Here is a 26,963-nt window from a genome sequence, read left to right on the forward strand (position 1 = left end):
ATGGCGCGGTCGATCTCGTCCAGCTGATCAACGGTGGCCACACCCGTCTCCGCGGCGCCCCTCACCAGCAAGATCACGATCTACGGCTGGAGTACTAAGAGAGCACGCGGTGGCGGAAGTTCCGCAGCCCAAGGCCCAGGAAGAGCACGCAGAAGGCGGTCAGGACGGGATAGATGACGTACAGCGGCATGTGCGAGGTGTCGGTGAACGCGGCCCGCATGCCTTCGGTGATGTAGATCAGCGGGTTGGCCAGCACCAGGACCTGGAGCCAGTGGAAGCCGCCGACGTGCACCAGGGAGAGCCTGGTCCACTGGTAGTAGGTGCCTCCCAGGAAGACCAGCGGCAGGACCACGAAGCCGAACATCACGCCGGTGTTGCGCGGCTCGAAGCTGGTGCCGAGCAGCAGGCCGAGCGAGGTCATGGCGAGGCAGGCCAGCGGGACGAGGGTCAGCACGACCCACCAGTGCACGCTGAGGTGCGCGTGCACGCCCGGCGCGTGGACGACGGCGGCGATCGGCAGCACGATGACGACGAATATCAGCCCCTGGGTGGCCCCCGAGAACACCCGCGCGACGGCGACCAGCCAGATCGGGCACGGCGCCTGGACCCGGTCCTCGATCTCGCGGGTGTAGCCGAACTCCTGGGAGAGCTGGATGGCGACCGACTAGATGCCCTGGAACATGATCGAGATCGCCACCACCCCGGGCACCAGCACGGTGGCGAAGGCCGACTCCCCGGCCCGGCCGCCCCCGCCGCCCACGCCCTGGCCGATGGTCGGGAAGACGTACAGGAAGATGAACACCAGGAGGAACGGCTGCATGATCGTCCGCAGGACGAACTCCCCAAAGTGCCTGCGCAGCACCAGCAGGTCCCGCCGGACCAACGCACCCAGTGCCGACCGGGCCGACTCGAAGGCGGTCCGCGGCGGCCGGGGCACGATGGCGTCCGCGGTGGTCGTGGTGGCCATCAGTCCCTCAGCTCCTTCCCCGTGAGGCTGATGAAGACCGTCTCCAGTGTCGTCCCGCTGACCGACAGGTCGACCACGTTGAAGCCGTCCGACTCGGCGGCCGACACCACCCGGGGCAGCAACCGCTCGGTCGCGGTGACCTGGAGTTCGACGCCGCCCTCGATCTGCCGGGTGCGCAGCACCCCGTCCACGCCGTGCGAGAGCCGCTCGGCCAGCGCCGCGCGGTCGCCCCGGCCCTGGACGGTCACCACGGTGTCGGCGTGCACGGTCTGTTTGAGGCCGGCCGGAGTGTCCAGGGCGAGCAGCCGGCCGTGGTCGATGATCGCCACCCGGTCGCAGATCTGGTCGGCCTCCTCCATGTTGTGGGTGGTCAGCAGGATGGTCTGACCGTCCGCGATCAGCTGCGCCAGGATCTCCCAGAGCGCGAGCCGGCTCTGCGGGTCCAGGCCCGAGGTGGGCTCGTCGAGGAAGGGCACCGCCGGGCGGTGCCCGATCGCGCGGGCGACCATCAGGCGCTGCGCCATGCCGCCGGAGAGCGCGAAGGCCGAGGAGTCGGCCCACTTCGCGAGGCGGAAGCGCTCCAGCAACTCGTCCGCCACCTGCCGGGCCCGGCGGCTCGGCATCCCGAAGAGCAGCCTGTGGAAGTAGAGGTTCTCCCGCACGGTGAGCGAGCGGTCCAGGGTGTTCTGCTGCGAGACCACCGCGATGACCTGCTTGACGAGCGCCGGGTGGGCCACCACGTCCACCTCGCCGATCCGGGCGGAGCCGCTGGTGGGCACTACCCGCGTGGTGAGCATGCCGACGGTGGTGGTCTTTCCCGCGCCATTGGGGCCGAGCAGACCGAAGAGCTCGCCGCGCCGGACGCTGAGATCGAGCCCGTCGACGGCCGCGTAGTCCGCCTTCGGGTAGGCCTTCGTCAGGCCCTCGGCCCGGATCACCACCGGAGGGTCGGGTGCCGCTGGTGCCGTCATGGGCCACCTCCCGTTCCTTCCATTCGAGCATTCCCGGCGACCGGGCGGAAATTGGCGTGACACCATCTCAGGCTCCACGGCGTGCTGACTGCGGGAACCCGAAACGCGGGGCCCGAAACGCAGGGCCCGGAGCATGGGCACGGACACATGGGGGACGGCAGATGGACGAGGCACCCGGCTTCGAGGAGTTCGCCGCCAACGGGGCGCGGCGGCTCTTCCACGTCGCGTACCTGATGTGCGGCGACTGGCACCGGGCGCAGGACCTCGTCCAGACCACGCTCGCCAAGATGTACGCGGTCTGGGGCCGGCTGCGCCAGGGCGAGGACGATCCCGGGCTCGACGCGTACGCCCGCAAGGTGCTGCTGCGGACCTACCTCTCGCAGCGCAGGCTGCGCCGCTCCGGCGAGATAGCCGTCGCCGACCTCACCGACCTCGCGTCCGGGCTCGGCCACAGCTGGGGCGGTTCGGCGGACCTGCGGCTGACACTGCTCGCCGCGCTGCGCCAACTGCCTTCCCGGAACCGGGCGGTGGTGGTGCTGCGGTACCTGGAGGACCACAGTGTCGAAGCGGTCGCGGAGATCCTGGGGTGCAGTACCGGCGCGGTGAAGAACCTGAGCAGCCGCTCGCTCGCCAAGCTCCGGGAGATCCTCGGCGACGACCGCGAACTGCTCTTCCGCGAGTGACCCCGCCCCTCCCCGCCCGTCCGCTGGTGAACGACACCCCGAGGAATCCCGGCCATGGAGTTTGAAGACCGACTCGGCACGATGCTCGGCGAGAGCCTGAGCGGCCTGCCGGTACCGGTGGCGGTGATGGTCGCCGAGGCCGGCCGGCGCGGCCGCCGGCTGCGGCTGCGCCGCCGGATCGCCCAGCTGGCGGCGACGGTGGCCGTCGTCGCCGGGCTGGTCTGCGGCAGCGCACTCCTCGACGTCCGGACCCGCCCCGCCGCCGCGGCCGTGCAGCGGCCCGTCGACCTGGCCGACCGCGACCTGCTCGGCACCCTGGCCACACTGCTCCCGGCCGGGGCCTCGCTGCGCCAGTACGAGGACGCCGGGCAACAGGACACCGGCCCGCAGACCCCCGGGCAGCACGCGCCGGCCGGGACCGGGCTCACCCTGGCGTACGACGGCGGGCACGGCCCGCTCACGCTCGCGGTGACGCTGTACGGCCCGCTCGCGCGGGACGTCCGGCCGGGCTGCGACAGCTCCACGCTGCCCGTCGCCGACCGGACGGAGTGCACGGTCGTCACCGTCGGCCCGGGCCGGTCGGAGGTCACCCAGGTGTTCGGCGGCGGCGCCTGGTACGGGTACGACATCTGGGCGACCGGGGCGGATGGTGTGAAGGTTCATCTCACGGTGCGCCAGGACAGTCCGGCCGCCGACGGGTCGCTGACACTGGCTCAGTGGCAGCAGATCGCCCGCAGCCCGCGCTGGGCGATCGGCGCCGGACCAGCCGACAGACCCCAACCGGGTACCGGGAGCTGACGCCGGGTGGTTGCAGCCGTACGATCTCCCGGTCAGCAGGCGCGCCGTCCGCCCGTCACCCGGACGGTCCGGTAGTCGGCGCCGCGTAAACGGGGGAACACCACCATGCCCATCCAGCCGCTGGAGCCCATCGACCCCGAGGCCGTCGGCCCGTACCGGCTGCTCGCCAGACTCGGGGCCGGCGGCATGGGGCGCGTCTACCTCGCGCGGTCGGCCGGCGGCCGCACCGTGGCGGTCAAGGTGGTGCGGGCCGAACTCGCCGAGGACCCGGAGTTCCGCGAGCGGTTCCGCCGCGAGGTCTCCGCCGCGCAGGCCGTCAGCGGGGCGTACACCGCGCCGGTGGTCGACGCGGACCGGGACGGGCCCTCGCCCTGGCTCGCCACCGCGTACGTGCTGGGCCCCTCGCTCACCGAGGCGGTCGCCGAGCACGGGCCGCTGCCCGCCGACACCGTGCGGGCCCTGGGCGCGGGCCTCGCCGAGGCGCTCGGGGCGATCCACGCCGCCGGGCTGGTGCACCGCGACCTCAAGCCCTCCAACGTCCTGCTGGCCACCGACGGGCCCCGGGTGATCGACTTCGGGATCGCCCGGGCGATGGACGGTTCCAAGCTGACCAGCACCGGCATCGTGGTCGGCTCGCCCGGGTTCATGTGCCCCGAGCAGGCGGAGGGTTCGCCGATGGGCGCGCCCGGCGACGTCTTCTCGCTCGGCTCGGTGCTGGCGTACGCCGCCACCGGGCAGGGCCCGTTCAGCCACGACACCCAGTCCGCCGCCGCGCTGCTGTACCGGGTCATCCACCACGACCCGAACCTGACCGGGCTGCCGGACGAACTGCGGCCCGCCATCACCGCCTGCCTGGCCAAGAACCCCGCCGACCGGCCCACCCCCGCCGAGCTGTCGGCCCTGCTCGGGTCGAAGGAGACGCTGGCCCGCGCCGCCTGGCTGCCCGCGCCGGTCTCCTCGGACATCGCCGCGCACGCCGCCGAGGTGATGGACATGGAGACCCCGGCCCGGGGCAACGCGGCCGTCCCGACGCCGACCCAGGTCGGCCTGGCCGCGCCGGCCGAGGGCACCATGCGGCTGGGCGGCGGGGCCGCCGCCCAGCCCGCGCCCGGCTTCGGTCCCGCCCCCGTCTTCGCCCCCGTGCCGGCCGCCGACGGCCCGGCCCCGGTCGCCGCCGAGCCCGCCGCCGAGCCCGGCAAGCCCTCCCGGCGCCTGCTGCTGGCCGGCGGCGGCGCCGCGCTGGTCGCCGCGCTCGGCGGGGCCGCCGCCTGGGCACTGTCCGGCAGTGGCAAGCCCTCCCCCGGGCCGCACCCGACCGCGTCGCCCAAAATCTCGGGCTCGGCCTCGCCCGTCCCCGTGGTGAGCCGGGCACCGGGTGTGCCGCCGGCCGCGCTGTGGACGTACAAGCTCGCCAACGACAACCCCATCCAGGCGGCCCCGCTCTGCGCCAACGGTGTGGCGTACATCGGAGGGGACGGCCTGTACGCCCTCGACGTGTCCAACGGGAAGGAGCGGTTCACCCAGCCGGAGGCCTCCGCGACCAACCTGGCGATCGCCGGCGGCACCGTCTCCTACGGCTCGGTCATCGACATCACCACGATCGACGCCGCGACCGGCGCGATCCTGTGGAAGTACAGCGCGAAGAACACCGCCGACGGCAAGTACTCGCTCAGCTCGGGCGCCGTGCTGGCCGCCGACGACAAGGCCGTCTACGCGATGTGCGGCTTCGGCGAGCTGGACGCCAACGGGCTGCCGAAGATGGACGTCAAGGACATCCCGGGCATCTTCGCGCTCTCCCGCAAGGACGGCTCGGTGCTCTGGAGCAAGCAGCGCCAGGCCAGCGCCGACTATGCCGTGAACTCGGTACTGGCGAAGAACACCCTCCTCTACACCGACTCGCAGAAGAATCTGGTCGCCCGCAGCGTCACGGACGGCTCGCAGCTCTGGTTCGCCGAGACCGACTCCCGGGGCTCCTACTACCAGCCCGCGACCGACGGCGACCGGGTCTTCTGCTCGGCCGCCGGGAGCGGCATCCAGGCCGTGAACGTCGACGGCGGCAAGCAGGCCTGGGTGAAGACCTCCACGGACGGCCACCTCTGGTACAGCCCGCCGGCCGTCGGCGACGGGGTGGTCTACTCGGTGCTGGGCGGCCAGAGCGTCCACATGACCGGCCTCGACTACACGCCCGCCACCGCCCCGGTGCTGTACGCCTACAAGGCCAGCGACGGGACGGAGCTCTGGAAGCTCCCGCTGACCAACGAGTGCTCGATGGCGGTCTCCCCGATCGTGGTGAAGGAGACCGTCTTCGTGGCCACCCCCAACAACGGGATCTACGCCGTCGACACCAAGGCCCACAAGATCCGCTGGACCTTCCAGAACGGTCTCCTGGACGCCCTCGACTGGAAGTTCGGCACCGACGGCGAACGCCTGATCGCCTCCCAGGGCGACCGGATCTACGCCCTGCCGCCGGTCTGACCCGCTCACCGGCCCCGCAGACGAACGGTCTGCGGGGCCGGCCGGCCCTGGAACTGTGACGCCGCCCACGGCCCGGACGGCACCCCGAGGCCGCGTCGGGGCGGTCCGCGGGTGAGGGTCCTCACAGGCCCCACGGGACTACGGAGCCGGGTAGTTGATCGTCCGCGCGGCGGCGGACGGCCGCCGGGAGGTCCAGACGGGCCGGAAACCACCGGCTGCCGGGTTTGGCGGTGTAGCAGACGATCTGCGCAGCTCAGAGGGGTGCACCCGGGCGCCGGAGCAGCCGGAAACCGGGTGGTTTGCGGGGTTGTGTCGGGGGTAACGGCGGGGACTTCGGCGGCGTGATCGTCCCGGCCGACTACGACGCGGCGTCGTATCAAGGGGGTCTTGGCAGCGGCAATCGGGCCCGCTAACAATTGCGGAGTCGCCAGAGACCGCAGCACTTCTCCCGCTGCGGCACTCGTCCGCCAGGCCCCGCTCCCAGCGGGTGCCGCGCCCCGTCCCGACCGCACCGGCCCCTGCCAGGCGTGCGGCTCTCCGTCGGACAGGAGCGCAGCTCACAGATTGAGGAACCGCTTCTCCATGCGCATTTTCTCCACCCGCCTGCGTACCTCGGCCGCCCTGCTCGCCTCCGTCGCCGGTATCGCCACCCTCGGTAGCGTCGTGGCCCCCGCCGTCGCCAACGCGGCCACCCCGGCCTCCTCCGCGCGGGCCCTGGCCGCCCAGATCGTCCCGGCCAACCAGCTCGCCTCGTTCGAGCAGATCGTCTCCCACGAGAGCAGCTGGAACACCTCCGCCACCAACGCCTCCTCCGGCGCCTACGGCCTGGTCCAGGCCCTGCCGGGCTCGAAGATGGCCTCGGCCGGCGCGGACTGGAAGACGAACCCCGCCACCCAGATCAAGTGGGGCCTGAAGTACATGGACGAGCGCTACGGCAGCCCGAACGCCGCCTGGGCGTTCTGGCAGACCCACCACTGGTACTAAGAACCAGGCCGTCCCGGCCTGCGCAGAACACTTCGCCCGGTGCCCGGTGCCCACGCCCACGATTCGGCGCGGGCCACCGGGCACCGGGCTGTCGCAGTTGCCGCAGTTGCCGGCCGGCCCTGCGAACGGCCTGGCCGGCGCGAAGCCTCGCCCGGGGATGACCGAAGATCATCGCCTCGGGCCCCGGAACTCCCCGGTACGCCCGCTCGGCTCCGCCCGCATGCGGGCGGCTCACCGGGATGGTCGACTCCAGTCAGACTCTCTACCAGCCTGAACAGGAGCTCAGCATGGCGATCGTGGCAGTCTTCGACGTCCCGGGGATGACCCAGGCCCAGTACGAGAAGAGCGCGGAGATGGTCTCCGGACGGCCCGGCCCGGTCAAGAGCGCGGCAGACTGGCCGGTCCCCGGTCTGATCTCGCACACCTCCGCCCCCACCCCCGACGGCTGGCTCGTCGTCGACGTCTGGGAGTCGGAGGAGGCGTTCCAGGAGTTCGGCAAGGCCATCGTGCCGATCCTGCAGGAAATCGGTGTACCGAATCCGCAGCCCAAGGTCTATCCGACTCACACCGTCGTGACCCGTTGATCTCCGCGGCCGGCCGGAGCCGGACCGGATGAGCCTCCCTCCGGTACACCCGGCGGCCGCTCCCCGCTGATCGACTGCCCGACGGGCGGCCGGCGGGCCGCCCGCACGGTACCGCGGCCGCCGCACACGCTCCTGATGTTCCGTCAGGCGGTCTGCGGCGTGTCCGGGCCGGTGGTCAGGGCGATGCCCAGGCCGAGGACCGATCCGACGACGAGTCCGACGCCGTGGTTGTTGTGGAACGCGCAGAGGAGCAGCCCGGCCGCCGGGACCGCCAGCGCCCACCAGCTGCGCCCCTCCCCGGTGGGAAGCCCCCGCGCCCAGCAGATCACCGCCAGCGCTCCCACCAGGGAGCAGATCGCCACCGAGCAGCCCCCGCCGTGCGGCGACCAGCTCACCAGGCTCACGTACTGCGCGGCCAGCCCGCCGGCGAAGTAGACCGCCGGCCAGCGCCACCGGCCCAGCACCCGCTCGGCGACGACGCCGACCACCAGCAGGGCGGGCAGGTTCACCGCGATCTGGACCGCCCCGGACGACTGGACGAACAGGGCCGTGAACACCCGCCACCACTGCCCGTCCGCCCAGGCGCCGGGCCGGCGCACCAGGTGATCGGCCAGCCCCGGGACGGCGTACTGCAACACGGCCATCACCACGGTGGCCGCCAGCACCACCCACGTCACCGGCGACCGGCGCGACCGGACGACCCGCGCGAGCGCCAGCGGGGGCGGCAGCTCACCCGCCGCCGGCTCCACCGCGGTCATCACCTTGACGCCCACCACCATGACCGCCATCGCACAGGCGTACAGCTCGATCACATGCCGGTTCACTGCCCTGACCTCCCCCGACGGCCTCCCTGGCCGCAGCACCATTGTGATCGACAAGTCCCGCGCCCGGGCAGGAGGTTCCGTCACCCGTCCGCCCTGACAGATGTCAGAACGGACGGGTGACGCCGGTGGAAGCCACGGGCGGCGTGTCCGGTGGCGGACGGAAAACCACTGGCAGCGGGGCAGGCCGGGCGGAAGGCTCTCGCCGTGACACTTCACGAGAACGAGATCCGGGCGGACGAGACGGTCGTGCGGGCACTCCTGCGGGAGCAGCGGCCGGAGTGGGCCGCGCTCCCCGTCTCACCGGCCGGCGCGGGCACGGACAACACCATGTACCGGCTCGGCGACCAGCTGCTCGTACGGCTGCCGCGCACCCCGGACAACGCTCCGGCCGTACGGAAGGAGCAGCACTGGCTGCCACGGCTGGCGCCGCATCTCCCCTGCCGCATCCCGGAACCGGTGCACACCGGCACCCCGGGGGCCGCCTTCCCGCTCGCCTGGTCGGTGTACCGCTGGATCGACGGCGAGGTGCCCGGCCCAGGATCGGTCACCGACTGGCCCGCGTTCGGCGCCGACCTGGCGGAGGCCGTACGGAGCCTGCACTCCACCCCCCTCATGGGAGCCACCCGTCAGGGCGACCTCAGCTGGTACCGCGGAGGCGGTCTGCGGGCTGCGACGGATGGGTCAGCCAGTCCTTCGACGACTGCCGGGCGATCCAGGGCCTCGACCTCGACCTCGCACACCTGCAACAACTGTGGCGCAGCGCGCTCGCCCTGCCCGAGCCGACCGTCCCGCCGGTCTGGCTCCACGGCGACCTCAAACCCACCAACCTCCTGGTGCGGCGGGGGAAGCTGCACGCGGTCATCGACTTCGGGGGTCTCTCCGTCGGCCTTCCCGACGCCGAACACTCACCGCTGTGGGACCTTCCGCCCGAGGCCCGGCAGGCGTACTGGGACGCCATCGGCCTCGACGACCTGACGTGGCTACGCGCCCGGGCGTGGGCCGTCGCCGTCGCGGTCAGCGGGTTGTCGTACTACCAGGACACCTTTCCCGCCTTCGCCGACGAATGCCTGTCACGTCTGCGCGCGGTCCTGTCGGCGGCCACCGAACGGTGAACCGGCCCGGGCATAACGGCCCTGCGGGACGGCAGACACGACGAGACCCCGCCCACCCCTTCCCGGGGTGACGGGGGCTCACCGCTCCGGACGGTCAGACAGCGCCGAAGTCTCCCGCCTTGACCGCGGCAACGAACGAGGCGAACGCGTCGGCGGGGAAGACCAGAGCCGGGCCCTCGGGATCCTTGCTGTCACGAACGGGCACGATGCCGGCGAAGCCGTCTGCCACCTCGATGCACTGGCCGCCGTTCGCGCTGTAAGACGACTTGAACCAGGGAGCGTCGGTCAGATCAACGTCGTTCATGTGGCAAATGTCCCTTCGTGTCTTACTGATGAGTGCGCGGGAAGCGACCTGCGACAGCGCCTCGACCTGGAGCAAATGGTAATCCCTCACCCATCTGGCCAACGTCGCCTTGTCCCGCTCCAGGAAGCCCCTCTTCATCGTCTCCGTGTAGCCGACTGTCGCACCGTCAGGCATGCGAAGCAGCGTCACCGGCAATACGAACGGCCGCTCCGCACCGAGGGACGCCGGGGCGACCTGAAGCACGATCCCGGGTCGGGCGGAAAGTACTTCGAGGTATGCCAACTGGCGGCTCAGCACCTCGGAACCGCCGACCGGACACCGCAGGCAGCTCTCATCGAGCACGATCTGGAGTGTGGAGCGGGGAGATCGATCCAGGTTCTCCTGGCGGGACATCAGGAAGGCGACTCGCTCCGCGGCCTGGTCCTGAGTGATCGTTCCACGACGCACGTCGGCATCGGCCAGGGCCGCCGCGTACTCCTTGGTCTGCAACAAGCCGGGGATGACCGCCAGTTCGAAGATGCTGACCTCCGCGGCTCTGGCCTCGAAGGCCGCGTACTCCGGGAACCCTTCTAGGAGGCCGGTGTACGCATGGGTCCGCCACATGAGTTCGAGGGTGCCGCCGGTCTTCAGCGCTTTGTCAGCTGCCTTGGCCACTGCCTCTGTTGGCACTCGCCTTGCACTTTCGAGGTACGAGATGTAAGTGCCGGTGTAACCCATCAGCCGCCCCAGCTGTCGTTGGGACAGTCCAGCTGCCTCACGTGACCTGCGGAGCTGTGTCCCAAAGGCCGTCTCCGGCGACGATGGCCGTTCAGAACTCTTTCGATTTGTGTTCGCTCCGGCCACTGCCAACACGCCCTAATTGTCAACGGTTAAGGGCTTCCGAGCGTAGCTCTGCGTGCCGATGCTGGTACACAGAACGACGAAAGGGGGCGCCGTGAGCGCTCGGAACACACCAGGGCAGCAGATCCCGCCCATACCCGAGGCGACGTCCCGGACGGTCGACACCGCTGCCGGTCCGCCCGGTTGGTCGCCGCTCGCCGACTACGACCCCGAGGTCTCCCGGCGGGCAACCGGTCTCATCCCGCAGGCGTACGAAGGCTGTTCGTGCGCCCGGTGCCGGACCCTGCTGGCGGCGACGGGCAGTAGTGGGGCGGGCCGATGAGCCCCCGACTCGGTTCCTCGGCCGACTTGTTGATCGCCACGGCGGTCACCGTCACGGTGAGCGTGGGCGCGGGCCTGCTGGTGACGCTGCCGCTCGGTGACGGCGCGAGCTTCTCCACCCGGGCCGCGCTGTTCATGTTCACCGCCTGCCCGATGGTCATGGTCTGCGTGTCGGCGTCCGAGCCGTTCATGCGCCGCGCCGCCCGGCGCCGGGCCCGGGACACCAGGCGGCGGGGATGACCGTGACCGCACTTTCACCCGTCCCGTTTCCGCCCAACCACCAGTGGCGGCTTGGGCGTTGCGTCTGCTGCGACCGTCAGACGCTGGTCGCTCCGGGGCCGCAGATCCCGGCGGACAGCGGTCTCGTGACCCTCCCGTACTGCCTGACCGGCTTCGAACGGGCCGGGCGGTACGTCCAGCGGGTCCGGCTCCGCGCGCAGCTGTACGAGAACCGGGACGAGCGCACCGGGTGACCGGCTCCACCGCGCCGACGGATCGGCGAATCGACGGATCAGCCGCCCTACCGGTGGGCGGTGCTCTCGCCGGCCGGTGCTCCGGCGGGGGTCCATGCGAGGCGGAGCTGTTCTGCGGCGTCGGCGGCTTGGCGGAGACCCGCCTGGTAGGCCGGCTCCCAGGCCGTCCGGTCGTTCAGGTCCGGGCCGAATGCGCGTACCGATGCCGGGTCCGGCTCGATGGTCACGGCCGTGTGCGCCCCGGCGGCCGCCAGCTCCTGCTGGAGCAGCTCACGGGGGAACAGGTGCGCCTGCGGGTCGATGACGACCAGGGTGCGGGCTCCGGTTGCGAGGTCGGCGTTGGTCGCCGAACGCAGGGAGCCGTCCATGTACCGGCGGCCGTTGACGGTGATCGGCGGGTAGATGCCCGGGAAGGCGGTGCTCGCCGCCACGGCGGAGGCCAGTGACGCGCCGCCGGTCCGGTCGAAGACCTCCGGTGTGCCGGTCTCGGCGTCCATCGCGGTGATGAGCAGCCTCCGGTCCGGCCAGTGCTCCGCTCCGGCCATGGCGCGCATCCGGGCGACGTGTGCCTGCTCGGGGCCGGTCTCGGCGGCGAGTGCGATCAGGCCGACCCGGCGCCGGGCCTCGGCCGGGTTGGAGGCGGCATCGCCGAGCACGGCGAACGCCTCGCCCACCCGGCGCCCGTCCACCTGGGGAGGGCCGCTGCTGGAGTCGGTGGGACGCACCGGGGTGGCGAGTCGGCCGGGGTCCTGGCCGGCGGCCAGCACCGCGGCGACGATCGCACCGGCCGAGGTGCCGACGGTCAGGTCGGCCTCACCGAGATCCACGCCGCCCCGGCGCAGTCCGCAGGCCAGTCCGGCCGTCCAGGCCATGCCGACGAGGCCTCCGGCGCCCAGGACGAGTGCCCGGTCGGGTGCGTTCATGACTGTCTCCCCCCGTTATTGAAACAGTCGTATCATATACTGACGCAGGCTCAGATCAGGTGCACCGAGAGGACGATCCACCGTGGGACGACCCCCGGACCCCGCCCGGCGGGAACGCACGCTGGCGCGGGCGACCGACTACGTACTCGCCCACGGCCTGGCCGGGTTGAGCCTGCGGCCGCTGGCCGCGGCCCTCGACACCAGCCCGCGCATGCTGCTCTACGACTTCGGCAGCAAGCAGGAGCTGGTGTCCGCCGTGCTGGCCGAGGCCCGCCGCCGCGGCGCGGCACGGTTGGCCGCGCACCGCGCGCCGGCGGCGGCCTCCGCGGAGGAACGCCTGCGCGGCATCTGGGCCTGGATCAGTGCGCCGGAGCGCGCGCCGTTCGTGCGGCTGTTCTTCGAGGTGCACGCCGACGGCCTGACCCACCCCGAGAACTACCCCGACCGGGCCGAGGCGATCACGGACTGGTTCGACACCCTCCGCGCCGCGTTCCGCGATCTCGCCACCGGCCCGGACGACACCGCCACCCCCACGCTGATCATGGCCGTCGTCCGGGGCCTCCTGTTCGATCTCACCACCACCGGGGACCGCCACCGCGCCGACCGCGCCCTGGACCGCTTCTGCGCACTCCTCCGACGCTGAAACGGAGGACGCCGAAGGACGCCAACGGGCCCCGGCGGGCGCCGAAGGTCCCCGACGCCCCCCGAGCGGCGCCCGCCGCTACGCCCGGACCCGGCCCGGCGGGCCGGCCGGCGCCGCGTCCAGGACGCGGAACCGCAGGCCCGCGCCGGTGAGGCGGTCGATCAGGGCGGAGCCCATCGCGACGGCGGTGGTGAGCTGGCCCGCCGTCTCGGGGAGCTGGTCGAAGGCGAGGCAGAGGGCGGACTCGGCGAGCATCTTGGCGGTCTCGGTGTAGCCGGGATCGCCGCCGGAGACCTCGGTGAAGACCCGCCGGCCGCCGCTCTCGGCGACGAAGCGGACGGTGAACCAGGCGGCGGCGCGCTCCGCCTCCCCCGGGCCCTGGCCGGGCTTGCGCAGTCCGGACATCCCCCGGCGCAGCGGCCCGAGCTGGGCCGCCAGCACCGCGAGCCCCGCGCCCGCCACCCCGGCCAGGGCGATGGGCAGCCGCTTCACGGCGGCGTAGTGCGCGTAGCGGAAGTCGGGGCCGTAGGCGGGCAGCGCGGCCGCGGAGCGCGCCACCACCTGGGCGTCCAGCGTGGGCAGCGGCAGCACCCAGGCCCGCGCCTCGCGCGACCACCTGGGCGGCCGGGCCGCCGCGCGCACCCGCCGCCCGGCCGGACGCGGCTCGGCCGCCCGGCGCTCCCGGGCGGCCCGCGCACCGGCCAGCGGGCGGGAGACGACGGTCAGCGCGGAGGCGAGCGTCCCGCCCGAGAAGGTGCCGCCGGCCCGGACGAAGCCCTGGACCGAGACGGGTGCGTCCCCGGGCAGCTGCCGCACGGTGAAGAGCACCCCGAGGTCGTGCGGGACGGAGTCGAAGCCGCAGGCGTGCACCAGCCGGGCGCCGGTCTCGACGGCGCGCCGGTGGTGCCGTACGTACATCCGGTCGACGAACTCGGGCTCACCGGTCAGGTCGACGTAGTCCGTCCCCGCCTCGGCGCAGGCGGCGACCAGCGGCTCGCCGTAGCGGAGGTACGGCCCGACGGTCGAGATCACCACCCGGGCGGACTCGGCGACGGCCCGCAGGGAACCGGGGTCGCCGGAGTCCGCGTCCAGCAGTGGCAGGTCCGGGCGGCCGAGCCGCTCGCGCAGGGCCTCCAGTTTGCCCCGGTTGCGGCCCGCCAGTGCCCACCGGCAGCCGTCGGGCGCGTGGGCGGCGAGGTATTCGGCGGTGAGTGCTCCGGTGAAGCCGGTGGCGCCGAACAGGACGAGGTCGTACGGGCGCCGGTCGGCCATGGAAGTCCCTACGAGGGGGTGGGCGGGCGCCTCACGCTAGGGACGCGTTGGACAGGCTGTCAATAGGCTGAAAGGGGTGAAGGAGACACCGGAGCGGCACCTGATCAAGGCGCGCTCCGCGTTAGGGTGGTACCTCCCCGGTGGTGTTCCGCAGCACCTCGCGACACTCCCGCAGCACCCCCTGTTCCACCTTCGAACCGCCCCTAGGAGCCTTCACCCGTGGCCGACAGTTTCGTGCACCTGCATGTCCACACCGAGTACTCGATGCTGGACGGGGCGGCGAAGAACGGGAAGCTTTTCGCGGAGGCGCACCGGCAGAACATGCCGGCCATCGCGATGAGCGACCACGGCAACATGTTCGGCGCGTACGAGTTCTTCCAGAGCGCGCAGAAGCTCGGCGGCGCCGTGAAGCCGATCATCGGGATCGAGGCGTACGTCGCGCCGGGCTCGCGCTTCCACAAGAAGCAGACCTTCTGGGCCCCCGGCGGCCAGCGGGTGGCCAGCGCCGACGGCGAGGGCGGCAAGGACGTCTCCGGCGGCGGCCGCTACACCCACATGACCATGTGGGCGCAGAACGTCACCGGCCTGCGCAACCTCTTCAAGCTCTCCTCGCTCGCGTCGATGGAGGGCTACTACATGAAGCCCCGGATGGACCGCGAGCTGATCGCCGAGAACGCCGCCGGCATCATCGCGACCACCGGCTGCCCCTCGGGCGAGGTGCAGACCCGGCTGCGGCTGGGCCAGTACGAGGAGGCCGTCAAGGCCGCCGGTGCGTACCAGGACATCTTCGGCAAGGAAAATTACTTTCTTGAGCTGATGGACCACGGGCTGTCCATCGAGAAGGACGTCCGGGACGACCTGCTGCGGCTGGCCAAAGAGCTGAACATCCCGCTGCTGGCCACCAACGACTCGCACTACGTCACCGCCGACCAGGCGGACGCGCACGACAGCCTGCTCTGCGTCGGCGTGGGCAAGAACAAGGACGACCCGAACCGCTTCAAGTTCAACGGCGACGGCTACTACGTCAAGACGCCCGAGGAGATGCAGGCGCTCTTCCGCGAGCTGCCGGAGGCCTGCGCCAACACGCTGGCCATCGCCGAGCGGATCGAGCCGTACGACGAGGTCTTCAACTACGTCGACCGGATGCCGCAGTTCGACGTGCCGGAGGGCGAGACGCAGGCGTCCTTCCTGCGCCAGAAGATCGCCGCCGGGCTGCAGCACCGCTACGGCGACAACCCGAGCCAGGAGGTGCTGGACCGGGTCGAGCTGGAGATGGGCGTCATCTCCCCGATGGGCTTCGACGCGTACTTCCTCGTGGTCGCCGACATCTGCCAGTACGCCCGTGACAACGGCATCCCGGTCGGCCCGGGGCGTGGTTCGGCGGCCGGGTCGATGGTCTCGTACCTGACCCGGATCACCGAGCTGGACCCGCTGGAGCACGACCTGCTGTTCGAGCGGTTCCTCAACCCCGAGCGCATCAACCCGCCCGACGTCGACATCGACTTCGACGACCGCCAGCGCGACCAGATGGTGCGCTACGTCACCGACAAGTACGGCGAGGCGTACACCGCGCAGGTGAACACCTTCGGCACCATCAAGGCCAAGGCCGCCGTGAAGGACGCCAACCGCATCCTCGGCTACCCCTTCGCGATGGGCGACCGGATCACCAAGGCGATGCCGCCGGACGTGATGGGCAAGGGCGTGCCGCTGGCCGACCTGTTCAACGAGAAGCACCCGCGCTACAACGAGGGCACCGAGATCCGCTCGCTGTACAACAACGAGCCCGACGTCAAGAAGATCATCGACACCGGTCTCGGCATTGAGGGCCTGATCCGCGGCACCGGCGTGCACGCCGCCGCCGTCATCCTCTCCTCCACCCCCCTGCTGGAACTCGTCCCGCTGCACAAGCGGGACAAGGACGGCGTGATCATCACCGGCTTCGACTACCCGTCGTGCGAAGCCATGGGCCTGATCAAGATGGACTTCCTGGGTCTGCGGAACCTGGGCATCATCGACCACTGCATCAAGATCGTGAAGTCCAACCGCGGTGTCGACGTCGACATCGAGAAGATCGCGCTGGACGACCCGACCACGTACCAACTGCTCGCCCGCGGTGACACCCTGGGCGTGTTCCAGCTCGACGGCGGCCCGATGCGCGCCCTGCTCAAGCTGATGAAGCCCACCGAGTTCGCCGACATCTCCGCCGTCTCGGCGCTCTACCGGCCCGGCCCGATGGGCATGAACTCGCACACCAACTACGCGCTCCGCAAGAACGCGCAGCAGGAGATCATCCCGATCCACCCGGAGCTGGAGGAGCCCCTCAAGGAGGTCCTCGGCCCCACCTACGGCCTGATCGTCTACCAGGAGCAGGTGCAGCGAGCCGCCCAGGTGCTGGCCGGCTACAGCCTCGGACAGGCAGACCTGCTCCGCCGGGCGATGGGCAAGAAGAAGAAAGAGGTCCTGGAGAAGGAGTTCGTCCCGTTCCACGCGGGCTGCAAGGAGCGCGGCTACTCGGACGAGGCGATCCAGGCGGTCTGGGACGTGCTGGTCCCGTTCGCCGGGTACGCGTTCAACAAATCGCACTCCGCCGCGTACGGGCTGGTCTCGTACCAGACGGCCTACCTGAAGGCGAACTACCCCGCCGAGTACATGGCCGCCCTGCTCACCTCGGTGGCGGACGACAAGGACAAGATGGCCATCTACCTGGCGGAGTGCCGCCAGATGGGCATCAAGATCCTCTCCCCCGACGTGAACGAGTCGGTGGTCGACTTCACCGCCGTCGGCAGCGACGTCCGGTTCGGCCTGAAGGCGGTGCGCAACGTCGGCGTGCCGGTGATCGAGTCGCTGGTGAAGACCCGGAAGGAGAAGGGCAAGTACTCCTCCTTCGCCGACTTCCTGGACAAGGTCGAGCTGGTGGTCTGCAACAAGCGCACCATCGACTCGCTGATCAAGGCGGGTGCCTTCGACTCGCTCGGCCACACCCGGCTCTCGCTCACCACCGTGCACGAGAACGCGATCGACGCCGTGACGGGCGTCAAGAAGCAGCAGGCGATCGGGCAGGACGACCTGTTCGGCGCGATGGACACCGGCGAGGACATCCAGACCATCGGGCTGGACTTCGAGCTGACCGACCGTGAGTGGCCGCGCAAGCAACTGCTCAGCCTGGAACGGGAGATGCTCGGCCTGTACGTCTCCAGCCACCCGCTGGACGGCGCCGAGCACATCCTCTCCCGCAACCGGGACATCTCGATCGCCGAACTCCTCGGCTCCGGCCGCACCGAGGGCGAGGTCAAGCTCGCCGGGCTGATCACGGCGGTGGACCGCCGGATCAACAAGGCGGGCAACGCCTGGGCGATCATCACGCTCGCCGACCGCGACGGCTCGGTCGAGGTGCTGTTCTTCCCCGCCACCTACAACCTGATGGCCGACCAGATGGTCGAGGACAACGTCATCTCCGCCCGGGGCCGCCTCAACGAGCGCGACGGCAGCTTGAGCATCTTCGGCCAGGAGATCACCACCCTCGACATCTCCTCCGCCGAGCACGGCGGCAAGCCCCCGATCCAGATCACCATCCCCGAGGCCCGGGTCAACCCCACCCTGATCCGCGAACTCAAGCGCTCCCTGCGGTCGCACCCGGGTGACGTTCCGGTCCGGCTGATGACGACCAGTCGGCAGAAGGACGTGCTGTACGAGCTGGGGTTCCTGGTCAACACGGACAACGCGTTCGCGAGTGAGGTCAAGACGTTGCTGGGGCCGTCGGCCTGGAGCGTTTGAGCTCCGCTCGGGTAGCCCCGGGGGGCGGGGAGCTACGCGAGATCGGAGGGCGACGACCTGTGCCCTTCCGGTTTCGCGCAGTTCCCCGCGCCCCTATGGGTTAGCCGATTGCCCAGAGGTCGCAGTTGTGTTCCTGGGCGAGGTTGACGGTCCGGGGGCCGTCGGGCTGGAAGGACATGGCTTCGGTGCCCCGGAAGCGGGGCCACGGGTGGCCGGTGCGGGCGAAGGCCGTCCAGTCGCGGATCATGCGGTCGGCGAGGAGTTGCTGGTCGGTGGTGAGCTGCGCCGGCCAGTGGGCCACGTCGAAGAGGTAGGGCAACTCCGAGCCGTGGTAGGCGCCGTAGGGGAATCCGGGGAGGAAGTCCGGCTGGGCGGGGGCGTCGCGGTCGGCGAACTCGTAGGCGTGGACCGCGGTGTACCGGGCCAGCAGGCGGTCCGCCGCCAGGGTCGGGCAGGACCAGATCCGGTCCGTGGCGACGGCCGCCCAGGTCAGCGCGGGTGAGGGATACGCACTGAGCGGGTACCTCTCGGCGACCAGGCCCGCCCGGTCGCCGAAGCTGTCGGCGAGCAGCTGCCCGTAGCGCTGCGGGGTGATCGGCCCGTAGGCGCTCTGCAGGGCCGCCACCCAGCCCCGGTGCTCGTCGCGGTTGCCGCCTTCGAGCACCGGAACGCGCTGGAACCGGCCCTCCCGCAGGGCTGCGGCCGGTTCGGCCGGGAGCAGCGGGGTGTCGTAGGCGGGCTTGGCGAAGAGGCCGTTGTGGGCGATCAGGGCGGCGGCGGGCGCCTGCCGCAGACAGTCGAGCGAGCCGCAGCCCACCTGGGTGGCGACCCCGTGGCCGGCCCCTTCGGCCGTGCTCCGGTCGGTCCAGGGCGACCCGGCCGCCATGCCCGGCCAGAACAGGTCCTTCGGGTAGTCGATGAGGCACGAGCCGCTCTGGATCAGCGCCTTGTCGAACAGACCGGCCGCCGAGGGCGAGGTCAGCTGGGAGCAGACGCTCATCCCGCCGGCGGACTGCCCGGCCAGCGTCACATTGCGGGGATCGCCCCCGAACGCGGCGGCGTTCAGCCGTACCCAGCGCAGCGCGGCCTGTTGGTCGGCCAGCCCGAAGGTCCCCGATCCGGCCAGCCCGGGGTAGCCGAAGTTGCCGAAGACGCCGAGCCGGTAGTTGACCGTCACCACCACCACGTCGCCGGTGACCACCATCCGGTGTGGGTCGTAGTCGCTCCCCGCGCCGGAGACGAAGCCGCCCCCGTGCAGCCAGACGATCACCGGCCGCCGCTCGGCCCGGGCCGGTGCGGTCACGTCGAGCGTGAGGCAGTCCTCGTTGCCGACGACGAGGGCGGTGGCCGTCAGCTGCGGGCAGGGGCTGCCCGGCGCGGTCGCCTCACGCGTCCCCGGCCAGGGCGCCACCGGCTGCGGATCGCGCCAGCGCAGCTGCCCGACCGGCGGCGCCGCGTACGGAATGCCCTGGAAGGTCCGGTATCCGTCGTGGGAGGCGCCGTGCACCGGACCGGAGTCCGTCGCCACGACCACGCCCCGGCTCACGGGCCCGGGTTCGGCCCGGGCCGGTGCGGCGGGCAGGGCGAGGGCCGTGGTCAGTGCGGCCACCAGCAGGAGCGGAAGTCGCATGATCGGGAGCCTTTCGTTCTGGACGACAAGGAGCCGATCCTGATGATACAGGTGTATCACACGGCGGACAATGCCGGTCCGGACGAGCTGTGGATGCGCAACCACGCTCCGCTTGGGGAGAGTTGAGAGGCCGTCCGCCAACGGGTGCGCCCGGACGGGAGCGGGCACCCCGGGGGCACCGGGAGCTGCGCGACGTCGCGTCAGGAATCGAGACGTTCGTCCGCGAAACCAGAATGATCCTTAAAGCGTTTTATAGGGAGAACATTGGATCGCGGACGCAGATCACGGGGGCCACCTATGCTTGCCGACAGTCGGCGCACAGTCGCACGCGGACGTCTGCGCAACGCGCTCCCGCCCCTGCTGCGCCGGGGGCGTCCGGCAGGCCCGGGAGACCCGGCCCCCAGGAAACCCAGGGGCTACCCCCGGCCGGGACGACGAGGGGTCCGCCGCTGGCTGCCCTCGTGGCGGCAGGTGCTGACGACCCTGCTGCTCGGCATCGTGGCCCTGTTCGGCGTGGTGGGCTACGCCTACTCGCAGACGAAGATCCCGACCGACCTCAAGGCCTTCGCCACCCAGCAGAACAACGTCTACTACTGGGCCGACGGCACCGAGATGGCCCGGACGGGCATGGTCGACCGGCAGGACATGCCGCTGGAGAAGGTGCCCCAGGGGGTGCAGTGGGCGGTACTGGCCGCCGAGAACGCCACCTTCTACACGGACGTCGGCGTCGACCCCCAGGGCATCGGCCGGGCCGTGTACAACATGGCCGGCGGCGGTCAGACGCAGGGCGGCTCCACCATCACCCAGCAGTACGTGAAGAACGCCTATCTGAACCAGCAGCAGACGGTGAGCCGCAAGTTCACCGAGATGTTCATGGCGATCAAGCTCGACAAGCGTATGAGCAAGCAGCAGATCCTTGAGGGGTACCTCAACACCAGCTGGTTCGGCCGCGGTTCGTACGGCATCCAGCGGGCCGCCAAAGCGTACTACGGCAAGGACGTCTCGGAGCTCAACCCGAGCGAGGGCGCCTTCCTCGCCTCACTGCTCAAGGGGGCCAGCCTCTACGACCCGGCGGTCCGCCCCGACAACCGGGCGCGGGCGGTGGGCCGTTGGAAGTCGACCCTCGACCGGATGGTCAAGATCGGGAAGCTCTCGGCCGCGGAGCGGGCGACCTACACCACCTTCCCCGAGCCCATCGACCCGCCCAGGCAGGCCGGGCTGGGCGGCCAGACCGGCTACCTGGTGGACATGGCCAAGCAGTACGTGATCACGCACAGCGGCATCTCCGACGCCCAGTTCGACCTGGGCGGCTACCAGATCTACACCACCTTCGAGAAGCCGAAGGAGGACGCGCTGACCGACTCCGTGAAGGCGGCGGGAGCCCGGCAGAGCGCCGACCCGGCACTGCGGGTCGGCGCCGCCACGGTGGCGGCGGACGGACGGATACTCGCGGTCTACGGCGGACCGGACTACCTCAAGCAGGGCTTCGACAACGCCAACGCCGGTATGGTGCCCGCGGGTTCGGCGTTCACCCCGTTCGTCTACGCCGGCGCGCTCGGCCAGGGCGTCCAGCGGCAGCGCGACACGAACCGTACGCCGGTCTCCCCCACCACGCGCTACAACGGCGACGACAACGCGAAGTTGATGACCCCCGAAGGCCCGTACTGGGACCGCAACGGGAAGATCGTGACAGGGATCAACGACGGCGGCCGGTCCTGGGGCAGCATCACCCTGCGCCAGGCGGTGGAACAGTCCGTCAACACGCCGATGATGCAACTCGGCCTGGACGTCGGCCTGGACAAGGTGAACAAGACCGCCACCGACCTGGGGCTGCTCCCCGACAGTCTGGGGGCACAGGTGCCGGCCTTCTCCCTCGGCAACTCCACGCCGAGCGCGGTCCGGATGGCCGACGCGTACCAGGCCTTCGCGACGGGCGGCCTGCACACGGACCCGTACTCGGTCGTCCGGATCACCCGTGACGGAGCCTCGGTCAACGTGCAGAAGCCGGCTCCGGCAAGGGTGCTGAGCCAGGAGGTGGCGGGCCAGGTCGACGCGGCGCTGGTGGGCGCGGTGCAGAGCGGCACCGCGCGCGCCGCGCAGCTGCCGGGCCGTACGGTGGCCGGGAAGACCGGCACCACGCAGGACAACAAGGCAGGCTGGTTCGTCGGCTACAGCGGGCAGGTGTCCACGGCCGTCGCGGTGTTCCGCCTGGACGCGAAGGGCGTGGAGGCCCTGCCGCTGGACGGCCAGGGCGACCCGGCCAAGTCCACCGCCGCCACCGGCTACCCGCTCGACATCTGGAGCACCTACATGAAGTCCCTGCCGGCCCAGTAGCCGTCCGGCCCCGGGCCCGCACGGGAGGCGACCGGGGCCGCACGAGCAGGGCCCGGGCCGCAGAACAAGGGCCCGGGGCCTCAGGAGAGGCGTCCGGGCCCTGCCGTCATCCGGTGACGGTGACGGTGACAGTGACGGTCATTTGACGATGCTCGTCCAGTCCGGGATCTGCCCGGGGTCCAGCTGGCGCAGCTTGGCCAGCACCTTCGGGTCCTGGGCGTCCATCCAGTCGGCGAGCTCCTTGAAGGAGACGCAGCGTACGCCGTCGCGCTTGCAGACGTCCCGCATCACGTCCTCGACGGCCTTCATGTAGATGCCGCCGTTCCAGGACTCGAAGTGGTTGCCTATGAACAGCGGCGCCCGGCTGCCGTTGTAGACGCGCTCGAAGCCGTTCCGGTAGCCGTCCTTGGCCTCCTTCTGCCAGCCCGCGTACTTGGACGGGTCGCCCTGGGGGTTGCCGCCGCTCTGGTTGGCGAGGAAGTTGAAGTCCATCGAGAGGACCTGGAAGTTCTGCTTCGGGTACGGCAGTTCCTGCAACGGGAAGTTCCAGATGCCGCCGGTCTTGGCCGGCCAGATCTGGAAGTCGCCCGGCGAGCTGGCGTCGTAGCGCCACCCCAGCGCCTTGGCGGCCGGCAGGAGGGTCTTCTGCCCCTCCAGGCACGGCGCGCGACCGCCGACCAGCTCCTTCTGGTAGTCGAACGGCAGCGGCGCGATGTCGGAGAAGCCGGTGTTGGTCTTCCAGTTGTCGACGAAGGAGTAGTCCTGCTGGATCTCGCTCTGCCACTCGGCGGTGCTCCAGTCGCCACCGCCCTTGGGGCCGCAGAAGTGGCCGTTGAAGTGGGTGCCGATCTCGTCGCCGTCCAACCAGGCCTGCCGCAGCTGTTCCACGGTGTCCCTGATGTGCGCGTCCGTCGGGAAGTCGATGGCCGCTGTGCCGACCGGGTGCTGGGGCGGGTGGTAGAGATAGCGCTTGGAGTTCGGCAGCAGGTACATGCCGCTCAGGAAGAACGTCATCTGGGCGTTGCTCTCCTTGGCCACCTCGCGGAAGTGGGAGAACAGGTGGTCGTCGCCCTCCAGCGCGCCGTCCCAGGAGAAGACCACGAACTGCGGCGGCTTCTCGCCCGGCTTCAGCTTCTCGGCCGGCGGCTGCTTGGGCTGCGGCCCGGTCTCGGAGGTCGACCCGTCACCGAGCACCTGGACCTTGCCGTCCCAGGGCTGGGTCGGCCGGGGGGTCGGACCGGCGCCCAAGGCGCCGCTCGGCGAGGCACTGGCCGGCAGGGCGCCGGCCGACTGGGCGGAGACCGGTGACCGGCCGCCGGCGCCCCGCGTCATGGGGGCGAGCGCCAGCGCGACCGCGATACCCGTGCCTCCCGCGAGCAGGACGGCCGTACGCCGAGTGGTCCTCACCATCAACCCCGTTCCAGGAAAGTCCTACGGACCGACTGTCAGTCACTACTACTGACTGACGAGGAATCTGGTTCCTCCTGGAGGAAAGACGTTCCGGACCACCACATGTGTCACACGGAATGTCCGGTCGTGATCTCGCTCACTCGTAGGGATCGCGCGGCTGGGGCACCGGAACCACCTGCGCGGCGGTCAAGGCCGGCACCGCATCGGGCCGGGCCGGCTGCCCGTCGGGCTGCCAGACACCCGTGACCTCCACCCAACTGCCCGGGGGCGGAGCGGCCGCACCGCGGATCTCGGCCTTGTAGGCCAGCGCGTCGGCGGCACAGCAGCTGATGACCAGCCGGGTGACGTACCACCCGCCACCGCTCTTCGGGGTGGCGAAGCCGAGCAGCCTCACCCGGCGGCCCGCCAGCGGACGGGAGGTGTCCCAGAGTGCCCGCACGTCGAACTCCGCCAACGGCAGCACCAGCGGGTCGCCCGCGGGCAGCGCCGGAAAGCCGGCGGCGGCCGTGGCCGGCTTGGTGACGGCGCTCGCCGCACGCTGGGCGGTGTACGAGCCGAGTGCGGGCGGTGAGACGAGGAAGATGGTGGCCACCGGAAGAACCAGCAGCCACGCGATCCGCGGCCCGTGGCCGTGACCGTCGCCCTCGCCGTGGCCGTGGCCCTCGCCAGGGCCGTGGCCGTGGCCCTCGTGCTGCTCCTCGTCGCCCCCGGCGTCCTCGGTGCCCTCGGCGTCCTCGTCGCGCGAGCCCCGCAGGGCGGCGACGGCGCTCACCGCGCCCAGCGCCACCAGCACCACCCCGGCGGCGACCAGGTACGGCCCCAACGCCCTCCGTACGTACCGCAGATAGGTGTCGCTGAACAGCGAGATGCGCAGCGCCGCAGAACCCAGCAGCACCAGCAGCATCGCCTGAACCTCACGCTTCACCGTGCCACCCCTCCTGTCCGGCCGGTCACAGCAGCCACCAGCCCGCCAGTGCCGAGGCCGCCACGGCGACCGTGAACGTGGTGCTGGAGAACCGCCAGGCGAAGGACCAGCCGAACGTACCGGCCTGCATCGCCACCAGTTTCACGTCGACCATCGGGCCCACCACCATGAAGGCCAGCCGGGCCGCGAGCGGAAAGGCGCTCAGACTGGCCGCGACGAAGGCGTCCGCCTCCGAGCACACCGCCAGGACCACCGCCAGCAATGCCGGCACCAGGACCGAGAGACCGGGCAGGTGCGCGAGGCCGCCGAGCAGCTGCCTGGGGACCACCACGTTGAGCGTCGCCGCCGTGATGCCGCCGACCACCAGGAAACCGCCCGCGTGCAGGAACTCGTGCGCGAACGCGGCCCGGAAGGCCGTCCACCGCCCCGCGCCGGCCGGCTGCGTCCGCCGGACCGACGGACGCAGCCACTCGGGGCGGCCGAACCGCGCCCACAGCCAGCCCACCACGACGGCGGTGGCCAGCGACGCGGCGAACCGCGCCAGCACCATCTCCGGCCGGCCGGGGAAGGCGACCGCCGTCGCGGTGAGCACCACCGGGTTGATCGCCGGGGCGGAGAGCAGGAAGGCCAGCGCGGCGGCGGGCGCCACCCCGCGCGCGATCAGCCCGTCCGCCACCGGGACGGAGGCGCACTCGCATCCCGGCAGCACGGCGCCGGCGAGCCCGGCCACCGGGACGGCGAGAGCCGGCCGCTTCGGCAGCGCCCGCTCCAGGAAGGACGCCGGCACCAGCGCGGTGATGACCGCGGAGAGCAGCGTGCCCAGCACCAGGAACGGGAGGGCCTGGACGCAGATGGCGACGAAGACCGTCGCCCAGGCCTCTACCCCGGGCGTGTCCAGCCAGTCGCCCGCCCAGTACTGCCCCGCGAGCAGGACCGCCATGCCCGCGACGAGCAGCTCCAGGGAACCGGGGGGCCGCCGCGCCCCCGTCCGCCTACCCGGGGTTTCGGCACCGGACGGGCGGTCCGGCGCGATCGTGCTCTGGTCCGTCATACCTGTACGCCGCTCCTCGGGATCGCCTCTCGGCACTCTCCCGGACGATAGAGCGTCAACTCGAACCGATCGAACACAGGGCTGCCCCCAGACGTACCGCAGGCCGGCCGCAGCACCACCTGCCCCTGGAACCAAGATCTCTGACGGTGCGTGATATCTCCCGGCACCGGACCGCTCCTCCTCGTTCCCGGAGCGGCTCCACCCGTCTCTCGAAGGGTCCCTCCCTGATGACAGCTCGCACGCGCACCCGCGCCCGAATACGCCGCCCGCTCGCCCGCCTGACCGCCGGCGCGGCCGTGGCGCTGCTGGCGTTCGCCGTGCCCGCAGGCGCTCAGGCGGCGGTGCCCCGCACCGCGCCCTGGCCCGTGCCCAAACCCGTGCCGACCACCCCGGCCTACTGCTCCTCCACGCTGAACCCCCAGCTGGCCGCCCGCCTGTCCCAGGACCTCGCGACCGCCCTGGCCGGCCGTCAGGACACGGTGGCCTTCGCGGTCTCGGATGCCAGGGCCGGCGTGTCCTGCACTTACCAGGCCTCCCTGCACTTCGACTCGGCGAGCGTCGTCAAGGCGACCGTCATGGGCGCCGTGCTGCGCCGGGCCGAGGACGAGCACCGCTTCCTGACCGACTGGGAGGACAGCAACCTGGAACAGATGATCACGGCGTCCGACAACACGGCGGCCACCAACCTCTGGAACAGCCTGGGCATGCCCTACCTCCAGACCTTCCTGAAGCTGGCGGGGATGAACGACACCCAGCTGGGTACCGCCGGCTACTGGGGTCTCACCCAGATCACCGCAGCCGACGAGCTGAAGGCGCTGGACGTCTACACCGGCAACCCGAACGTGCTCACGCCGGGCGGGAAGGCCTACGGCCTGAAGTTGATGAGCCAGGTCGAGGCCGACCAACGTTGGGGCACCCCGTACGGCGCGCCGGCCGGGGTCACCACGCACGTGAAGAACGGCTGGCTGCCGCGGGCGACCCACGGCTGGCGGGTGCACAGCCTGGGCATCTTCACCGGCACGGCCAAGGACTACCGGATGGCGGTCCTGACCCAGGACAACGCCACCGAGTCGTACGGGATCGACACGATCCAGCTGATCGCCGCCGCGGTGCACAACGACCTGGGCCCCGCTCTGGGGACCCGCACTCCCGCAGCGGCTCCCCGCAGCGGGAACACCCGGGCACCCGAGCTCTCCGACGGCTCGGCGCCGTTCGGGCCGGTCGCGCACTGACCGACGCCGCCACCACCCGGATCAGGCGGATCCACGCCGCCAGGAACGCCTGGTACCGATGCCCCGGTCACGCCCTGGAGCCCGACCACCCGTAACGGTCCGCCGGTCGCCCCCGCGGGCCGTTACGGCTCCATCGGATACCCGGCCGCAAGCGGGCTCAACGGGAACGTGATCCGGCCGCCGAGGAGCACCGGCGGATCATCGGGGCCCTCCCATGTGCGGGGTGGGCGGGCGGCCGCGCTACCCTCGGGCCCGCGCGGCGATCGGTCCGCGCCAATGGGTGTCCGGACGCCACGCCGTCCTTGAGGGAGAGTCTTGACTTCCTCCCCGGCGTGGACGCCGGGGATTCCCCTCAGCCTCGCGGCTGAGCCGCTGCGTGTGAGCGCTGCGGTGGGACGACTTCCTGCTTCACCGACGACTGCCCGCCCGGAGT

22 protein-coding genes and 1 pseudogene are annotated in these 26,963 nt (G+C 71.4%); 12 read left to right on the top strand and 11 right to left on the bottom strand.

All coding sequences use genetic code 11. The annotated features are described in order from the left end of the window. Positions 1-94: 94 nt before the first annotated feature. The 3 genes from ABD330_RS30045 to ABD330_RS30055 are packed head-to-tail and all read right to left on the bottom strand — an operon-like array spanning position 95 to position 1,938. The gene (locus ABD330_RS30045; protein WP_344469469.1) at positions 95-655 is read right to left on the bottom strand and encodes an ABC transporter permease; all 561 of its coding nucleotides are present in this window, start codon (positions 653-655) and stop codon (positions 95-97) included. Positions 656-664: 9 nt separating this feature from the next. Next, on the bottom strand, positions 665-967 hold the full coding sequence (locus ABD330_RS30050; protein WP_344469450.1) for a hypothetical protein: 303 nt from the start codon (positions 965-967) through the stop codon (positions 665-667). Beyond that, positions 967-1,938 (bottom strand): ABC transporter ATP-binding protein, encoded by a 972-nt coding sequence (locus tag ABD330_RS30055; protein WP_344469451.1) that lies wholly within the window; start codon positions 1,936-1,938, stop codon positions 967-969. The genes ABD330_RS30050 and ABD330_RS30055 overlap by 1 nt, the downstream gene beginning before the upstream one ends. 161 nt (positions 1,939-2,099) lie before the next feature. Here ABD330_RS30055 and ABD330_RS30060 point away from each other — a divergent pair, with 161 nt between their 5' ends. The 5 genes from ABD330_RS30060 (at position 2,100) to ABD330_RS30080 (ending at position 7,462) form a co-directional block, all read left to right on the top strand. Further along, the gene (locus ABD330_RS30060) at positions 2,100-2,621 is read left to right on the top strand and encodes a SigE family RNA polymerase sigma factor (protein WP_344469452.1); all 522 of its coding nucleotides are present in this window, start codon (positions 2,100-2,102) and stop codon (positions 2,619-2,621) included. 54 nt (positions 2,622-2,675) lie between these two features. Continuing rightward, positions 2,676-3,419 carry a hypothetical protein gene (locus tag ABD330_RS30065; protein ID WP_344469453.1) on the top strand — a complete coding sequence of 248 codons (744 nt, stop codon included), beginning with the start codon at positions 2,676-2,678 and terminating at the stop codon, positions 3,417-3,419. A gap of 105 nt (positions 3,420-3,524) precedes the next feature. Further along, positions 3,525-5,894, top strand: coding sequence for a protein kinase domain-containing protein (locus ABD330_RS30070; RefSeq protein WP_344469454.1), 2,370 nt, complete (start codon positions 3,525-3,527; stop codon positions 5,892-5,894). A gap of 582 nt (positions 5,895-6,476) precedes the next feature. Next, a complete protein-coding gene (locus ABD330_RS30075) occupies positions 6,477-6,878 on the top strand; it encodes an aggregation-promoting factor C-terminal-like domain-containing protein (protein ID WP_344469455.1) in 402 nt (133 codons plus the stop codon). A gap of 287 nt (positions 6,879-7,165) precedes the next feature. Continuing rightward, complete coding sequence (locus ABD330_RS30080; protein WP_344469456.1) at positions 7,166-7,462, top strand: hypothetical protein; 297 nt, start codon at positions 7,166-7,168, stop codon at positions 7,460-7,462. 143 nt (positions 7,463-7,605) lie between these two features. Here the strand turns inward: ABD330_RS30080 and ABD330_RS30085 are convergent, their stop codons facing one another. After that, positions 7,606-8,286 carry a rhomboid family intramembrane serine protease gene (locus ABD330_RS30085; protein ID WP_344469457.1) on the bottom strand — a complete coding sequence of 227 codons (681 nt, stop codon included), beginning with the start codon at positions 8,284-8,286 and terminating at the stop codon, positions 7,606-7,608. 327 nt (positions 8,287-8,613) lie between these two features. Here ABD330_RS30085 and ABD330_RS30090 point away from each other — a divergent pair. Then, positions 8,614-8,874, top strand: a pseudogene (locus tag ABD330_RS30090) (phosphotransferase); the annotation flags it as partial. A gap of 161 nt (positions 8,875-9,035) precedes the next feature. After that, complete coding sequence (locus tag ABD330_RS30095) at positions 9,036-9,398, top strand: phosphotransferase (RefSeq protein ID WP_344469470.1); 363 nt, start codon at positions 9,036-9,038, stop codon at positions 9,396-9,398. Positions 9,399-9,492: 94 nt separating this feature from the next. Here ABD330_RS30095 and ABD330_RS30100 read toward each other — a convergent pair whose 3' ends face one another. Continuing rightward, a complete protein-coding gene (locus ABD330_RS30100; RefSeq protein ID WP_344469458.1) occupies positions 9,493-10,554 on the bottom strand; it encodes a Scr1 family TA system antitoxin-like transcriptional regulator in 1,062 nt (353 codons plus the stop codon). A 306-nt stretch (positions 10,555-10,860) separates the two neighbouring features. On the opposite strand from ABD330_RS30100, the gene ABD330_RS30105 reads away from it, so the two are divergent. Then, positions 10,861-11,103 (top strand): hypothetical protein, encoded by a 243-nt coding sequence (locus ABD330_RS30105; RefSeq protein ID WP_344469459.1) that lies wholly within the window; start codon positions 10,861-10,863, stop codon positions 11,101-11,103. A 280-nt stretch (positions 11,104-11,383) separates the two neighbouring features. Here ABD330_RS30105 and ABD330_RS30110 read toward each other — a convergent pair whose 3' ends face one another. Next, on the bottom strand, positions 11,384-12,259 hold the full coding sequence (locus ABD330_RS30110) for a patatin-like phospholipase family protein (protein WP_344469460.1): 876 nt from the start codon (positions 12,257-12,259) through the stop codon (positions 11,384-11,386). Positions 12,260-12,341: 82 nt separating this feature from the next. On the opposite strand from ABD330_RS30110, the gene ABD330_RS30115 reads away from it, so the two are divergent. Next, positions 12,342-12,902, top strand: a complete 561-nt coding sequence (locus tag ABD330_RS30115) for a TetR family transcriptional regulator (protein ID WP_344469461.1) — start codon at positions 12,342-12,344, stop codon at positions 12,900-12,902. Between the two features lie 78 nt (positions 12,903-12,980). On the opposite strand, the gene ABD330_RS30120 is transcribed toward ABD330_RS30115, so the two are convergent. Then, positions 12,981-14,174 (bottom strand): saccharopine dehydrogenase family protein, encoded by a 1,194-nt coding sequence (locus tag ABD330_RS30120; RefSeq protein WP_344469462.1) that lies wholly within the window; start codon positions 14,172-14,174, stop codon positions 12,981-12,983. A gap of 219 nt (positions 14,175-14,393) precedes the next feature. On the opposite strand from ABD330_RS30120, the gene dnaE reads away from it, so the two are divergent. Then, positions 14,394-17,948: a DNA polymerase III subunit alpha gene (gene dnaE, locus ABD330_RS30125; protein ID WP_344469463.1), complete on the top strand. Its 3,555-nt coding sequence runs from the start codon at positions 14,394-14,396 to the stop codon at positions 17,946-17,948. A 100-nt stretch (positions 17,949-18,048) separates the two neighbouring features. Here dnaE and ABD330_RS30130 read toward each other — a convergent pair whose 3' ends face one another. Continuing rightward, positions 18,049-19,578, bottom strand: a complete 1,530-nt coding sequence (locus tag ABD330_RS30130; RefSeq protein WP_344469464.1) for a carboxylesterase/lipase family protein — start codon at positions 19,576-19,578, stop codon at positions 18,049-18,051. Between the two features lie 471 nt (positions 19,579-20,049). On the opposite strand from ABD330_RS30130, the gene ABD330_RS30135 reads away from it, so the two are divergent. Next, the gene (locus tag ABD330_RS30135) at positions 20,050-21,912 is read left to right on the top strand and encodes a transglycosylase domain-containing protein (RefSeq protein ID WP_344469465.1); all 1,863 of its coding nucleotides are present in this window, start codon (positions 20,050-20,052) and stop codon (positions 21,910-21,912) included. 138 nt (positions 21,913-22,050) lie between these two features. Here ABD330_RS30135 and ABD330_RS30140 read toward each other — a convergent pair whose 3' ends face one another. The 3 genes from ABD330_RS30140 to ABD330_RS30150 all read right to left on the bottom strand — a co-directional run bounded on the left by ABD330_RS30140 (position 22,051) and on the right by ABD330_RS30150 (position 25,298). Further along, entirely contained in the window at positions 22,051-23,322 is a 1,272-nt protein-coding gene (locus ABD330_RS30140) for a hypothetical protein (RefSeq protein ID WP_344469466.1), read from the bottom strand. Between the two features lie 136 nt (positions 23,323-23,458). Further along, positions 23,459-24,247 carry a TIGR03943 family putative permease subunit gene (locus tag ABD330_RS30145; RefSeq protein ID WP_344469467.1) on the bottom strand — a complete coding sequence of 263 codons (789 nt, stop codon included), beginning with the start codon at positions 24,245-24,247 and terminating at the stop codon, positions 23,459-23,461. 25 nt (positions 24,248-24,272) lie between these two features. Next, entirely contained in the window at positions 24,273-25,298 is a 1,026-nt protein-coding gene (locus ABD330_RS30150) for a permease (RefSeq protein ID WP_425555690.1), read from the bottom strand. 227 nt (positions 25,299-25,525) lie between these two features. On the opposite strand from ABD330_RS30150, the gene ABD330_RS30155 reads away from it, so the two are divergent. Next, positions 25,526-26,530: a serine hydrolase gene (locus ABD330_RS30155; protein WP_344469468.1), complete on the top strand. Its 1,005-nt coding sequence runs from the start codon at positions 25,526-25,528 to the stop codon at positions 26,528-26,530. The last annotated feature ends 433 nt before the right edge of the window (positions 26,531-26,963 follow it).

Origin of the sequence: Kitasatospora kazusensis (assembly GCF_039529945.1) — a bacterium.
Lineage (GTDB): Bacteria > Actinomycetota > Actinomycetes > Streptomycetales > Streptomycetaceae > Kitasatospora > Kitasatospora kazusensis.

Coding starts and splice junctions, on each gene's coding strand:
- ABD330_RS30075 (WP_344469455.1), top strand. CDS start 6,477: ATGCGCATTTTCTCCACCCGCCTGCGTACCTCGGCCGCCCTGCTCGCC.
- ABD330_RS30065 (WP_344469453.1), top strand. CDS start 2,676: ATGGAGTTTGAAGACCGACTCGGCACGATGCTCGGCGAGAGCCTGAGC.
- ABD330_RS30080 (WP_344469456.1), top strand. CDS start 7,166: ATGGCGATCGTGGCAGTCTTCGACGTCCCGGGGATGACCCAGGCCCAG.
- ABD330_RS30150 (WP_425555690.1), bottom strand. CDS start 25,298: ATGACGGACCAGAGCACGATCGCGCCGGACCGCCCGTCCGGTGCCGAA.
- ABD330_RS30110 (WP_344469460.1), bottom strand. CDS start 12,259: ATGAACGCACCCGACCGGGCACTCGTCCTGGGCGCCGGAGGCCTCGTC.
- ABD330_RS30140 (WP_344469466.1), bottom strand. CDS start 23,322: ATGGTGAGGACCACTCGGCGTACGGCCGTCCTGCTCGCGGGAGGCACG.
- ABD330_RS30130 (WP_344469464.1), bottom strand. CDS start 19,578: ATGCGACTTCCGCTCCTGCTGGTGGCCGCACTGACCACGGCCCTCGCC.
- ABD330_RS30060 (WP_344469452.1), top strand. CDS start 2,100: ATGGACGAGGCACCCGGCTTCGAGGAGTTCGCCGCCAACGGGGCGCGG.
- ABD330_RS30055 (WP_344469451.1), bottom strand. CDS start 1,938: ATGACGGCACCAGCGGCACCCGACCCTCCGGTGGTGATCCGGGCCGAG.
- ABD330_RS30070 (WP_344469454.1), top strand. CDS start 3,525: ATGCCCATCCAGCCGCTGGAGCCCATCGACCCCGAGGCCGTCGGCCCG.
- ABD330_RS30105 (WP_344469459.1), top strand. CDS start 10,861: ATGAGCCCCCGACTCGGTTCCTCGGCCGACTTGTTGATCGCCACGGCG.
- ABD330_RS30120 (WP_344469462.1), bottom strand. CDS start 14,174: ATGGCCGACCGGCGCCCGTACGACCTCGTCCTGTTCGGCGCCACCGGC.
- ABD330_RS30155 (WP_344469468.1), top strand. CDS start 25,526: ATGACAGCTCGCACGCGCACCCGCGCCCGAATACGCCGCCCGCTCGCC.
- ABD330_RS30050 (WP_344469450.1), bottom strand. CDS start 967: ATGGCCACCACGACCACCGCGGACGCCATCGTGCCCCGGCCGCCGCGG.